Genomic DNA, 13,204 nt, shown 5'->3' on the forward strand with positions numbered 1-13,204 from the left:
TCATGTCGTCAAACTACAACGCTTCCTGCGCCTAACTAGCAATTGTTCGCCTCGCTTGTGTGCGTCATATTTTTCGTAAAGCCGAAGTTAAAACGCTTGTTTTACTGCAGCGCAATATCCGCGTCATACCGCGTAGCGCAGCGGAAAAGATTGCACTTCGGCTGAACGTGAAATGCCCTATCGGGCACGCTCTGAACGCTCACGACGACCAAGAGGCAAGCGACATGTCCCAGACACGCGAACAGCAAATCGCCGCATTGGAAAAGGATTGGCAAGAGAACCCGCGCTGGAAGGACGTCACACGTCTGTATAGCGCCGAAGAAGTGGTACGGCTTCGCGGCAGCGTCAATGAAGCGAATACGCTCGCCACGCTAGGCGCCGAAAAGCTCTGGCGCCTGGTCAACGGCGACGCCCGCAAAGGCTACGTCAACTGCCTTGGCGCGCTGACCGGCGGCCAGGCCATGCAACAAGTCAAGGCGGGTATCGAGGCGATCTATCTTTCGGGCTGGCAGGTCGCGGCCGACAACAACAGCTACCTGTCAATGTACCCCGACCAGTCGCTCTACCCGGTGGATTCGGTGCCCAAGGTCGTCGAGCGTATCAACAGCAGCTTCCGCCGCGCGGATCAGATTCAGTGGCAGAAAGGTGCCAACCCTGGCGATAAAGACTTCGTCGATTACTTCGCGCCCATCGTCGCCGATGCCGAAGCCGGTTTCGGTGGCGTACTCAACGCCTATGAGCTGATGACGGCGATGATTCGCGCCGGCGCCAGCGGCGTGCATTTCGAGGATCAGCTCGCCGCAGTCAAGAAATGCGGTCACATGGGCGGCAAGGTGCTGGTGCCCACTCAGGAGGCCGTGCAAAAGCTGGTCGCCGCACGCCTGGCAGCCGATGTAGCGGGCACTTCCACTCTGGTCATCGCACGCACCGATGCCAACGCCGCCAACCTGATTACCGCCGACGTGGATGACTACGACAAGCCCTTCATTACCGGTGAACGCACCGCCGAGGGCTTCTATCGGGTCAACGCCGGGCTCGATCAGGCCATCGCCCGAGGCCTAGCCTACGCGCCCTTCGCGGACATAATCTGGTGTGAAACCGCCAAGCCGGACCTTGACGAGGCCAAGCGTTTCGCCGATGCGATCCACCGCGAATACCCCGATCAGTTGCTGGCCTACAACTGCTCGCCGTCGTTCAACTGGAAGAAGAATCTAGACGACGCCGAGATCGCCGGCTTCCAGAAAGCCCTGGCCGAGATGGGCTACACCTACCAGTTCATCACCTTAGCCGGCATTCACAACATGTGGTACAACATGTTCGATCTCGCCCACGCCTACGCCCAAGGCGAAGGCATGAAGCATTATGTCGAGAAGGTCCAGCAACCGGAATTCGAAGCGGCCGAGCGCGGCTACACCTTCGTCGCCCACCAGCAGGAAGTCGGCACCGGTTATTTCGACGACATGACCAACATCATCCAAGGCGGCGTATCGTCGGTGACCGCGCTCAAGGGCTCCACCGAGGAATCGCAATTCTAGTGCTAACCTCGCAATACGAAACTCACAAAAACACGAAGGGCGCCATGCGGCGCCCTTGCTGTTGTTTTTCAATGCCTGCGGTTCAGCGCTGCTCGCGGAGGATACCCAGCATCCGCTTGAGCGGCTCGGCGGCCCCCCACAGCAATTGATCGCCCACCGAAAAGGCGGAGAGGTATTCGCCGCCCATGGCCAGTTTGCGCAGGCGCCCCACCGGGACATCCAGCGTGCCGGTGGCGGCCGCCGGTGTCAGGCGTTGCAAGGTCGCGTCCTTGTCGTTGGGAATCACCTTCGCCCACTGGTTGTGCTTGGCCAGACGGTCTTCGATCTCGTCAAGCGGCACATCCTGCTTGAGCTTAATGGTGAATGCCTGGCTATGCGAACGCATCGCCCCGATACGTACGCACAAACCGTCGATGGGGATCGGTGAATCGCCGGTAGCGAGAATCTTGTTGCTCTCGACACCGCCTTTCCACTCTTCCTTGCTCTGGCCGTTGTCCATCGCCTTGTCGATCCACGGCAACAGGCTGCCAGCCAGCGGCTCACCGAACTGCTCGGTGGGGAAATCGCCGCCACGCATCGCCTGCGTCACCTGACGGTCGATATCCAGGATCGCACTGCCCGGATCCGCCAGCGACGACGCCGCGGCACCATGCAGTGCCCCCATCTGGGAAAGCAGCTCGCGCATGTGCTTGGCGCCCGAGCCCGACGCGGCCTGGTAGGTCATGGAGGTCATCCACTCCACCATGTTGGCCTCGAACAAGCCCCCCAGGCCCAGCAGCATCAGGCTGACGGTGCAGTTGCCGCCTACGAACGTCTTGCCGCCGTTGGCGAGACTGCGTTCGATGACATGACGGTTGACCGGATCGAGCACGATCGTCGCCTCGTCCGCCATACGCAGCGTACTGGCGGCGTCGATCCAATAGCCCTGCCAGCCCGCTTCACGCAGGGGCTGGTAGACCTTCTCGGTGTAATCGCCACCCTGAGTGCTCACGATCACATCGAGCGTCTTGAGCGTTTCCAGATCATGTGCGTCCTTGAGGGGCGGTACCTCGACCCCGATGTCGGGGCCCGGCTGACCCACCTGGGACGTGGTGAAGAACACTGGCTCGAGGCCGGCGAAATCGCCATCCTCGTGCATGCGCTGCATGAGGACGGACCCCACCATTCCCCGCCAACCGACAAAACCGACTCTAAGCATGTGTCGTCCTCCTGAAATCTACGAATGGGCGTATGGCCATGATACGTGAGCCGCACTCACTGCGCCTGGAATGCCGCCAACACGGCATCGCCCATCGCCTGGGTCGAGACGGGCGCAGTGCCCTCGAAGGCGATATCGGCGGTACGCAATCCCTGGTCAAGCACCGTGCCCACGGCACGCTCGATGCGCTCGGCGAGCACCGGCGCCTCGAGGGAATAACGCAGCATCATGGCCACCGACAAGATCGTCGCCAACGGATTGGCAATGCCTTGGCCGGCAATATCCGGCGCACTGCCATGGCAAGGCTCGTACATACCCTGACGTTGTTCGTTGAGCGATGCCGAGGGCAACATGCCGATCGAGCCCGTCAGCATCGCCGCCGCGTCGGAGAGGATATCACCGAACATGTTGCCGGTAACGATGACGTCGAATTGCTTGGGCGCGCGCACCAGTTGCATGGCGGCGTTGTCGACGTACATGTGCGACAACTCGACATCCGGATACTCCGGGGCCAGGCGCTCCATGACCTCGCGCCACAGGATGGTGGCCTCGAGCACGTTGGCCTTGTCCACCGAGCAGAGCTTGCCGCTGCGCGCACGCGCCATTTCGAAGGCGACCCGGCCAATGCGTTCGATCTCGTGCTCGGCATAGACGTAGGTATTGAAGCCGACTTTTTCGCCATCGCGCTCCTCGATACCGCGCGGCTGGCCGAAGTAGATACCACCGGTGAGCTCGCGCACGATCATGATATCCAGACCCGCGACGATCTCCGGCTTGAGGCTTGAGGCCGAGGCGAGCTGCGGATAGAGCAGCGCCGGGCGCAGGTTGCCGAACAGGTTGAGGTTCTTACGCAGGCCCAGCAGGCCTTTCTCCGGCCGCTTGGCCAGATCTTCGATCTTGTCCCATTTGGGACCGCCCACGGCGCCCAGCAACACCGCATCAGCCGCCTTGGCCTGCGCCAGCGTCTCATCGGGCAACGGTACGCCCTGGGCGTCGATTGCCGCCCCGCCGACTAGACCTTCCTCGAGGTCGACGTCCAGTCCCGTCTCGCGGCATGCGTTGAGGATCTTGACCGCCTCGCGGGTGATTTCCGGACCAATACCGTCGCCCGGTAGAACGAGAATCTTGCGACTCATGGCGTACTCTCTCGCTGCTCGACACATCATCGTGGATGACGTGACTCATGGTTCGTGGGTGGCCGGCGCCGCGACGCCGGCCACGAGAAGGTGGGCATTCCCTGCCATCCCGACCCGAGGGCCGGGTCTCCCTGTCGATTGTGTCCAGCGTTGTTGTTATTCAGGGGGATGCAGGCGTCATCCGGCCTGACGGAACAGCCACGGCCGCGCCTGGCGATGGCGCTGCTCGAAATCCGCAATGGCATCGGCATCCTTGAGCGTCAGGCCGATATCGTCCAGCCCTTCGAGCAGGCATTGCTTGCGAAACGCATCGACCTCGAAGGCAAGCGTCTCACCGCTGGGTGTGGTGACCTGCTGACTCTCCAGATCGACATCCAGGCGATAGCCTTCTTCGGCCTCGGCTTCCTGGAACAACCGATCCACCGTCGCTTCGTCGAAGGTGATCAGCAACAAGCCATTCTTGAAGGCGTTGTTATAGAAGATATCAGCGAAGCTCGGCGCGATGATCACGCGGAAGCCGAAATCTTCCAGCGCCCAGGGCGCATGCTCGCGCGAACTGCCGCAGCCGAAGTTGCGGCGCGCCAGCAGCACACTAGCGCCCTGATAGCGCGGCTGGTTGAGCACGAAATCCGGATTGAGCGGACGGTTGGCGACATCCTGCCCTGGATAGCCTTCATCCAGGTAACGCAGCTCGTCGAACAAATTGGGGCCGAAACCGGTGCGCTTGATCGATTTCAAGAACTGCTTGGGAATGATCAGGTCAGTGTCCACGTTGGCGCGATCCATAGGCGCCACGAGGCCCTGATGGCGGTCGAATTTGCGCATGCTCACGCCTCCTGTACTTGACTGTCGTCGTTGGCGGCGCGCTCGGCACTGAAATCGCGCACATCGACGAAATGACCGGCGATGGCCGCCGCTGCCGCCATGGCGGGGCTCACCAGATGCGTGCGGCCCCCAAAGCCCTGACGCCCCTCGAAGTTACGATTCGAGGTCGAGGCGCAGTGCTCGCCAGCCCCCAGTTTGTCGGCATTCATCGCCAGACACATGGAGCACCCCGGCTCACGCCATTCGAAGCCCGCTTCGAGGAAGATCTTGTCTAGCCCTTCCTCCTCGGCCTGGCGCTTGACCAGTCCGGAACCGGGCACGACCATCGCCAGTTGGATGGTATCCGCCACCTTGCGGCCTTTGGCGACCTTGGCCGCCTCGCGCAGATCCTCGATGCGCGAGTTGGTGCACGAGCCAATGAAGACCTTGTCGAGCCGGATGTCGGTGATCTGCTGTCCCGAATGAAGCCCCATGTACTCGAGCGCACGCGAAACGCCTTTCTGCACGGTCTCGTCGCCGGCGGCGGCCGGCTCCGGTACCTGCGCACCGACGCCCGCGACCATTTCCGGGCTGGTGCCCCAGGTAACCTGCGGTTCGATCGCGGCAGCATCGAGCTCGACGACCTTGTCGAAATCCGCATCGCCATCGGAGACCAGCTCGCGCCAGTCGGCGACCGCCGCGTCCCAGTATTCCTCGCTGGGCGCGAAGGGACGCCGACGCAGGTACTCGACCGTGGTCTCGTCGACCGCCACCAGGCCCACGCGCGCGCCGGCTTCGATGGCCATGTTGCAGATGGTCATGCGGCCTTCCATGGACAGCTCGCGAATCGCGCTACCGGCAAACTCGATGGCGTAGCCAGTACCGCCGGCCGTGCCGATCTTGCCGATCACCGCCAGCACGATATCCTTTGCCGTCACGCCGAGACCCAGTTCACCCTCGACGCGCACCTGCATGTTCTTCATTTTTTGCTGAATCAGGCACTGCGTCGCCAGCACGTGTTCGACCTCGGAGGTGCCGATGCCGTGCGCCAAGGCCCCGAAGGCGCCGTGCGTGGCGGTGTGCGAATCGCCGCAGACGACCGTCATGCCGGGCTGCGTGGCACCCTGCTCCGGCCCCACGACGTGCACGATCCCCTGGCGCGCGTCGTTGATGCGAAATTCCTCGATGCCAAAGCTGGTGCAGTTGTCATCCAGCGTCTCGACCTGAATGCGCGAGACCGGATCGACGATACCCGCGTTGCCCTCGGCACGCTCCTTGAGCGTGGTCGGCACGTTATGGTCTGGCGTGGCGAGGTTGGTATCCAACCGCCATGGCTTGCGCCCGGCAAGACGCAGCCCTTCGAAGGCCTGGGGCGAGGTCACCTCGTGCAGCAGGTGGCGGTCGATGTAGATCAACGCCGTGCCATCGTCGCGTTCCTTTACCAGGTGCCGCGACCAAAGCTTGTCGTAAAGAGTCTGGCCTGCCATGGAATCTCCTCCACTCGTGCCTCCCCGACCGGGGAGATGGGGCGATGACGCTCTCTGTCGTCTTGAAATATGTCGTCTTGCTAAGCGCCGCGTTAACCGGCGCAACCATTAATATCCCCGAGCCTAAGGAGGCTTATGGATAAAAGCAATTCATGTTATTTATGCTTTGCATTCCTTAATAGAATACATACCCCAAAAGAGCGCGTTCATGGATACACAAAGCCTGCAAGCTTTCCTCGCCGTGGCCGACAATGGCTCGTTCTCGCTCGCCGCCGAACAGCTGTATCTGACTCAGCCTGCCGTCAGCAAACGGATCGCAGGACTCGAAACTCAGGTCGGGGCACAGTTATTCGACCGACTCAACCGCCGCGTGACGCTCACCGAAGCTGGGCGCACGCTACTGCCCCGCGCCCGCGAGATCCTGGTGATGTTCGACGACAGCCGTCGCGCGCTTTCCAACCTCGCCGGCGACGTCAGCGGCAGCCTGACCATGGCGACCAGCCATCATGTCGGCCTGCATCGCCTACCGCCGTTGCTCAAGGCTTACACCCAGGCGCATCCCGAGGTGCGCATGGACATGCGTTTTCTGGATTCCGAGCAGGCCTATCAGGGTGTGCTGGATGGCGAACTGGAGCTTGCCGTAGTCACGCTGGCGCCAGTGCCCGATCCGGCGCTGACGGTCGTGCCGGTGTGGATCGACCAGTTGCGTTTCGTCTGCGGGCGTGAGCATGCCCTTGCCGGTCGCGAGGAGCTCGCCTTGTCGGCACTGTCCGATTACGACGCCGTATTGCCGGGGCATTTGACCTTCACCCGCGGCATCGTGGTGGATACCTTCGCTCGCGACGGCCTCAAGGTAAACGTCTCGCTGTCCACCAACTACCTCGAAACGCTCAAGATGATGGTCGCCATCGGGCTAGGCTGGAGCGTACTGCCCGAGACCATGATCGACGACGACATCGAGACCCTGCCCATCGACCACCGCCCCATCCAGCGTCCGCTGGGCTATCTGTTTCACAAGAGCCGCACCCTCTCCAACGCCGCCAGGGCCATGCTCGGTATGCTCGATGATGCCCAGGACCGCCACGCCAGGCACTGGCTGAATTGAACTGTATCGCGCTAGCATCGTTATCGAGTGCACACAATTCATACAACGAGGAGGACAAATGACTGCTTTGAGTCTCGGCAACCCACGCGAACAACTGGCCTGCGCGTTTCGCTGGCTGGCACGCCTCGACATGCATGAAGGCGTCGCCAATCATTGCAGCCTCGCCACGACAAGCGACGGTTCGCGTTTCTTGATCAACCCGCAGGGCCGCCACTATGCGGAACTACGCGCCAGCGACCTGCTTGAAGTCGACACGAACGCCTCCGAACGCCCCGATGACGTCGAGCCTACCGCTTGGGCGATCCACGGCGCCATGCATCGTCAGGGCCAACATGTGGGCTGCGTCATGCACACTCATTCACTCTATGCCACAGCCTTAGCGTGCCTGGAGTCACCGGCGCTACCGCCGGTCGAGCAGAGCGCGATGCGCTTTTTCGAGCGCGTGCATGTCGATCAAGGTTTCGATGGCATGGGACTTGATGAAGAAGCCGAACGTCTCGGCAGCCTCGCGGGCAAGGCGCCCATCCTTCTTCTGGGGAACCACGGCGTGATCGCCACCGGCGCCGATGTCGCCGAGGCGTTCGATAATCTTTACTACTTCGAGCGGGCGTGCCGTTCATATCTCGTGGCACGTGCCAGCGGCTTGCCCCTCAAGGCGGTCCCCGACGAGGTCGCGCGCAAGACCGCCCAGCAATGGGAAGAGAGCCTGAGCGAGGGCGCCGCATCAATGCATCTAGCCGCATTGATGCGGCTGCTGGACCGCGACGAACCCGACTATCGCCAATAAAGCGTCGTTAACGGAACTAACCGTTGAGGAAATAGGCAGACCTCAAGACCCGGCTTCGCCTTCACTAGTCGACGCAACACCCAGCACCTCGGGGATGGTTTGCCGCACGTAACGGCCGGGAGCGGGCTCGATGGACGTCAATTCCCCCTCGCCCGGGTGACGTGCCGCGACCACTTTGCCGGGATCGGCGTAGCGGTTGTCGGTCATCCAGGCCTGCCAGTGCGGCCACCAGGATCCTTCCTGAAACGTCGCCGCCTCGAGCCAGGCATCAGGCTCATCAAAGATCTCGTCATGAGTCCAGTAGCCGTACTTGCGTTTCGCTGGCGGATTGACGATGCCGGCGATGTGCCCGGAGCCGCTGAGCACGAAGGTCACAGGGCCCTTGGGCAGGCGAGCGCCCAGATAGCTACTGCGCCACTTGGCGATGTGGTCGTCGCGCGCGGAGACGAAATAACTCGGCGTGGAGATCTTGCGCAGGTTGATCTTGACGCCATCGAGCTCGATGCCGCCAGGCTCAACGAGGCGGTTCTCGCGATACATATGGCGTAGATACCAGCCATGAGTGCCCGCCGGTAGATTGGTGCCATCGGTATTCCAGTACAGCAGATCGAACGCCGCCGGCGCCTCGCCCTTGAGATAGTTGCTGATATAAAACGACCAGAAGAGATCGTTTTCGCGCAGTAGATTGAAGGAAAACGCCATCACGCGGCCATCGAGATAACCGTCGCGATCGAGTTGCCGCTCGATGCCGGCCAGCACCGGCTCACTGAGAAACACACCGATTTCGCCGGGATCGCTGAAATCCTGCAGCGTCGCCATGTAGGTCACAGAACGTATCTTGCGACCGCGCAGACTACTGGTCAGATACGCCACCGTGGTCGCTGCCAGCGTGCCGCCGATGCAGTAACTCAACAGGTTGACGGATTTCTCGCCACAGGCTTGCTCGATGGCGCCCATCGCGGCGATCGGCCCCAATTGCATGTAATCGGCCCAGGTCAAATGACGCTGCTCGGGCCCGGGGTTGCGCCAGGAGATCATGAACACCGTATGTCCCTGCGCCACCAGCCATTTCACCAGCGAGTTATCCGGACGCAGGTCGAGCACGTAGTACTTGTTAATCCAGGGCGGCACGATCAGAAGCGGCGTCTTGAAGACCTTGTCGGTGCTCGGATGGTATTGGATTAACTGCATCAGTTCGTTTTCGAAGATCACCTCACCCGGCGTAATGGCCAGGTTCTCGCCAAGCCGGAAGGCACTGCGGTCGCTCATCGCCACGTTGAGGCCTTCGGCGGAATTCGCCAGGTCCTCGCGAAGGCGCTTGAGCCCCTCGACGAGGTTTTGTCCCCGCGTCTCGAGCGTCTTGCGGACGACTTCTGGATTGGTGGACACGAAGTTGCTCGGCGAGAGCGCATTGACATACTGCCGCGCGTAGAACTCCAGTTGATGGCGTGTTTGCGGCGTCAGACCGCCGAGGTTCGCCAACAACTCGTTCACGGCACGCACGAAGAGCAGATACTGCTGAAGGATATAGCGATAGAAGGGATGCGAGTGCCAGGCATCATCGCGAAAGCGTCGATCCTCGGGACTCGGCTCGATCACTGCAGGCACACTCTCGCCCATGAGCTCCCGCAGGGCATTCTGCCAGACACGTAATTGATCCTGCGCCAGACGCATCTGCACGGTATACACCGCCGGTGCATTGACGACCATGGCCTCGGCGCCGATACGCAGGCTTTCCTGCATGTCGGCATAGACCGAAGCGCCCGCGTCGCTAGGCCACAACCGGTTGAAGGCCTCCTGCATGAGGGATTGGTATTGCTCACCAAACGCGCTCACCTGGCGCTGCCAGGCGTGCGGGTCACCGAAGGCATCAGCGCCTTCTTCGGGCCCTGGCCACATACGTCATCTCCCCGCATCACAAAACGGTTCACGCAATGCGTGCCGTCGGCAGCCGCTTGTCTTCGCGACTGCCGGGGCACGGCATGGTGTCTGCTGGTCTACGCTTTGTCTTTGCTGCTACTGCGTGAAGACGACGACTGACTGTTGCTGCTCGCCGCCTTGGCCGGTTCGGACGCCGCCTTCATGTTTTCAGAGGCCTGATCGGCGGCTTGCTGCCCCGTTTCGGACATCATCTCTTCCAGGTCGGCCTTGAACTTGAGGCTGATATCGGCCATTGCGCGAGCGTCTTCCAGCATTTGCTTGGAAAGCGAATTCAGCATGTCGGCCTGCTGGGTGGAGAAATCGCGCGCGTCCTCGGCATCCTTGACCTCTGAGGCCGCCCGCATACGCTCCACGCCTAGTTGGCTATAACGCTTCATGGCATCGAGCTGGTACTCGGTCATCCGCTCCATGTTGTCCAACATTAGACCGTTGAACTTGCGCATCGGCTCGAAAAAGCCGCGCGTCTGTTCGGAAAAGGCACTAAACATTTTGTCCTGCATGACGGATTCCTCCTGGAGGATCTAAGGCAAGGCCAGTGCACTTATGCTGCACTGCACAAATAATAGCCCCGCTCCTCTAAGCTTGCAATTGACATATGTCAAGACCCTAGGTCTTTTTTCGTTTCGAATTGTGGGGCTCTCCGTCACTTTGTGTATCGGCCTGGCGCAGCATATCCATCAACATCTGCTGGTAGTGGCCGAAGCTGGCGACGCCCTGCGCCATGCCCTGCTGCAGGAAAGGCTGCATGAGACTCCAGGGGTCGTAGCCCTCCACCCCGGCTTCCATCTGCTGGCGAATATGAGCCATCAACTCCTGTTGAAAGGCTTCGACATCCGGCAACCCCATCGCCTGACGAAATTCCGCCGGGGTGAGATCGAATTCGACATGGACTTTCATGAGAGGCTCCCATTGCTGGCTCCTTTCAGTGTAGCGAGCCTTGCATGAAACGAGAGCCGCCCCTACGAAAAAGCCCGCCTGGAAAAGGCGGGCTGCGTCATGCATGACGTTCATCAAGCAACTTTTTCGATACGACGACGCTTACCAGACAACGCTTACCTCAAGCGTGGCGTGTCCACCTCGACATCCGCGTTCTGGGCGCGCTGGCGCAGGAAGTGATCCATCAATGTGAGCGCCATCATCGCTTCGGCAATGGGCGTGGCCCGGATACCTACGCAAGGGTCATGGCGCCCTTTGGTGACGACCTCGACCGGCTCGCCGTGGATATCGATCGAACGTCCCGGCTGGGTGATGCTGGAGGTCGGCTTGAGCGCCAGATGCGCGACCAGCGTCTGGCCGGAACTGATCCCACCCAACACACCCCCGGCATGATTGGAGAGGAAGCCCTCGGGTGTCATCTCATCGCGGTGCTCGCTGCCGCGACTCGCCACGGCGGTGAAGCCATCACCGATCTCCACGCCCTTGACGGCGTTGATGCTCATCAAGCCATGGGCCAGTTCGGCATCCAGACGGTCGAAGACCGGCTCACCAAGCCCCACCGGCACGCCCTCGGCGACGACGGTGATCCGCGCACCGACGCTGTCCTGGTCGCGGCGCAATTGATCCATGAAGGCCTCAAGCTCGGGGACCTTGTCCGGGTCGGGGCAGAAGAACGGGTTGCTATCGACTGCTTCCCACTGCTTGAAGTCGATACCGATGGGGCCTAACTGACTCATATAGCCGCGCACGCGGATGCCCTGCGACGCCAGGTACTTGCGCGCGATGGCGCCGGCAGCAACACGCATGGCTGTCTCGCGGGCGCTCGAACGTCCACCGCCGCGATAGTCACGAACCCCGTACTTGTGATGATAGGTGTAGTCGGCATGCGCAGGGCGGAACTGATCCTTGATCTTCGAATAGTCATTCGAGCGCTGGTCGGTATTCTCGATCAGCAGGCCAATCGGCGTGCCGGTGGTAACACCCTCGAAAACCCCTGAGAGGATACGCACCTGGTCGGGCTCGCGGCGCTGCGTGGTATGCCGCGAAGTGCCCGGTCGCCGCCGATCCAGATCATGCTGTAAATCCGAAGCATCGAGCTCGAGCCCCGGCGGGCATCCGTCGACGATCGCGCCCAACGCTTCGCCGTGGCTCTCGCCGAAGGTGGTGACGGTGAATAACTTGCCAAACGTATTGCCGGACATTCCGCGCTCCTCAACGATCAGGCGAACGATGTCGCATATTGGTCGAGCTCGGCAGCGGTCAGCGCAAACACGCCCTCGCCGCCGCGCTCGAACTCGAGCCACAAGAACGGGACTTCGGGAAACGCCGCGTCGAGATGCCGCGCGGAATTGCCCACTTCGACGATCAATACGCCATCGTCGGTCAAATGCTCACGCGCCTCGCGCAGCATGCGGCGCACGATATCCAGACCGTCATCACCCGCCGCCAGGGCCAGATTCGGCTCATGGCGGAACTCGGCCGGCATGCCCGCCAGGTCACGCGCGTCCACATAGGGCGGATTGGAAACGATGAGGTCATAGCGCTGACCGGCAATGCCGGCAAACAGATCCGAGGTCACCGCGCGCACGCGTTTACCAACATCGTGACGCACGATGTTGGCCTTGGCCACCGCCAGCGCCTCGGGGCTGATATCGACCAGATCGACCTCGGCCGTGGGCAGGTACAGTGCCGTGGCGATGCCGATGCAACCAGAACCCGCGCACAAATCCAGCACCCGCGCCGGCGACCACTGAGGGAACCAGGCCGCGAAGCCGTCCTCGATTAGTTCCGCAATCGGCGAGCGCGGAATCAGCACCCGTTCATCGACCTCGAAGGGGTGGCCGGCAAAGAAGGCCTCACCCAGCAGATACGGCAATGGCGTGCGCTGCTCGATTCGCTGGCGCACCAGACTCACGACCCGGCGACGTTCGATCGGCAACAGGCGAGCATCGAGGACTGCAGGATCGGTATCCCAGGGCAGATGCAACGCACCCAGCACCAGCCCCACCGCCTCATCCCACGAGCTGGCCGTGCCATGCCCGAAATGCAGGCGGTGCGCATTGAATTCACTGGTTGCCCAACGCAGGCAGTCACGCAGCGACACCAGCCCTTCAGCCAGTGACGCGTCGTCGAGGGTTAGCGTGGAAACGTCGGTCGGTCGGGAAGCAGGCACGAAGCATCCTGTATGCGGTTCCATGGAATCGGCGATTGTACCCGCAGCGCGCGCCGGTTCACAGCCGTGAGCAAGTCGCTATACTGGGTGGCCTTTCAACCG

The 13,204-nt window shown here is 61.6% G+C and carries 12 protein-coding genes; 3 read left to right on the forward strand and 9 right to left on the reverse strand.

Annotated elements, in window-relative coordinates:
* Positions 1-224 precede the first annotated feature (224 nt).
* Positions 225-1,535, forward strand: a complete 1,311-nt coding sequence (aceA, locus tag L1071_RS10675) for an isocitrate lyase (protein WP_246974550.1) — start codon at positions 225-227, stop codon at positions 1,533-1,535.
* Positions 1,536-1,617: 82 nt separating this feature from the next.
* Here aceA and asd read toward each other — a convergent pair whose 3' ends face one another.
* The 4 genes from asd to leuC form a co-directional block, all read right to left on the reverse strand.
* Positions 1,618-2,733 carry an aspartate-semialdehyde dehydrogenase gene (gene asd, locus L1071_RS10680; RefSeq protein ID WP_246974552.1) on the reverse strand — a complete coding sequence of 372 codons (1,116 nt, stop codon included), beginning with the start codon at positions 2,731-2,733 and terminating at the stop codon, positions 1,618-1,620.
* Between the two features lie 56 nt (positions 2,734-2,789).
* Entirely contained in the window at positions 2,790-3,869 is a 1,080-nt protein-coding gene (leuB, locus tag L1071_RS10685) for a 3-isopropylmalate dehydrogenase (protein WP_246900508.1), read from the reverse strand.
* A gap of 177 nt (positions 3,870-4,046) precedes the next feature.
* Positions 4,047-4,694 (reverse strand): 3-isopropylmalate dehydratase small subunit, encoded by a 648-nt coding sequence (gene leuD / locus L1071_RS10690; RefSeq protein WP_246974554.1) that lies wholly within the window; start codon positions 4,692-4,694, stop codon positions 4,047-4,049.
* Between the two features lie 2 nt (positions 4,695-4,696).
* On the reverse strand, positions 4,697-6,160 hold the full coding sequence (leuC, locus tag L1071_RS10695) for a 3-isopropylmalate dehydratase large subunit (RefSeq protein WP_246974556.1): 1,464 nt from the start codon (positions 6,158-6,160) through the stop codon (positions 4,697-4,699).
* 208 nt (positions 6,161-6,368) lie between these two features.
* On the opposite strand from leuC, the gene L1071_RS10700 reads away from it, so the two are divergent.
* Together L1071_RS10700 and L1071_RS10705 are read left to right on the forward strand one after the other, a co-directional pair.
* The gene (locus L1071_RS10700) at positions 6,369-7,265 is read left to right on the forward strand and encodes a LysR family transcriptional regulator (RefSeq protein ID WP_246974557.1); all 897 of its coding nucleotides are present in this window, start codon (positions 6,369-6,371) and stop codon (positions 7,263-7,265) included.
* A gap of 58 nt (positions 7,266-7,323) precedes the next feature.
* On the forward strand, positions 7,324-8,052 hold the full coding sequence (locus L1071_RS10705; RefSeq protein WP_246974559.1) for a class II aldolase/adducin family protein: 729 nt from the start codon (positions 7,324-7,326) through the stop codon (positions 8,050-8,052).
* A 42-nt stretch (positions 8,053-8,094) separates the two neighbouring features.
* Here L1071_RS10705 and phaC read toward each other — a convergent pair whose 3' ends face one another.
* From phaC to prmB, 5 genes are all read right to left on the reverse strand, one after another.
* The gene (gene phaC / locus L1071_RS10710; RefSeq protein ID WP_246974561.1) at positions 8,095-9,951 is read right to left on the reverse strand and encodes a class I poly(R)-hydroxyalkanoic acid synthase; all 1,857 of its coding nucleotides are present in this window, start codon (positions 9,949-9,951) and stop codon (positions 8,095-8,097) included.
* A gap of 98 nt (positions 9,952-10,049) precedes the next feature.
* Positions 10,050-10,493, reverse strand: coding sequence for a phasin family protein (locus L1071_RS10715; protein ID WP_246974563.1), 444 nt, complete (start codon positions 10,491-10,493; stop codon positions 10,050-10,052).
* Between the two features lie 106 nt (positions 10,494-10,599).
* Complete coding sequence (locus L1071_RS10720; protein WP_343315748.1) at positions 10,600-10,890, reverse strand: hypothetical protein; 291 nt, start codon at positions 10,888-10,890, stop codon at positions 10,600-10,602.
* 155 nt (positions 10,891-11,045) lie between these two features.
* Positions 11,046-12,131, reverse strand: coding sequence for a chorismate synthase (gene aroC / locus L1071_RS10725; RefSeq protein WP_246974564.1), 1,086 nt, complete (start codon positions 12,129-12,131; stop codon positions 11,046-11,048).
* A gap of 17 nt (positions 12,132-12,148) precedes the next feature.
* Entirely contained in the window at positions 12,149-13,102 is a 954-nt protein-coding gene (prmB, locus tag L1071_RS10730; protein ID WP_246974566.1) for a 50S ribosomal protein L3 N(5)-glutamine methyltransferase, read from the reverse strand.
* Between the last annotated feature and the right edge of the window lie 102 nt (positions 13,103-13,204).

Origin of the sequence: Chromohalobacter sarecensis, assembly GCF_023061135.1 — a bacterium.
In the GTDB taxonomy this organism is placed as follows: Bacteria; Pseudomonadota; Gammaproteobacteria; order Pseudomonadales; family Halomonadaceae; genus Chromohalobacter; species Chromohalobacter sarecensis.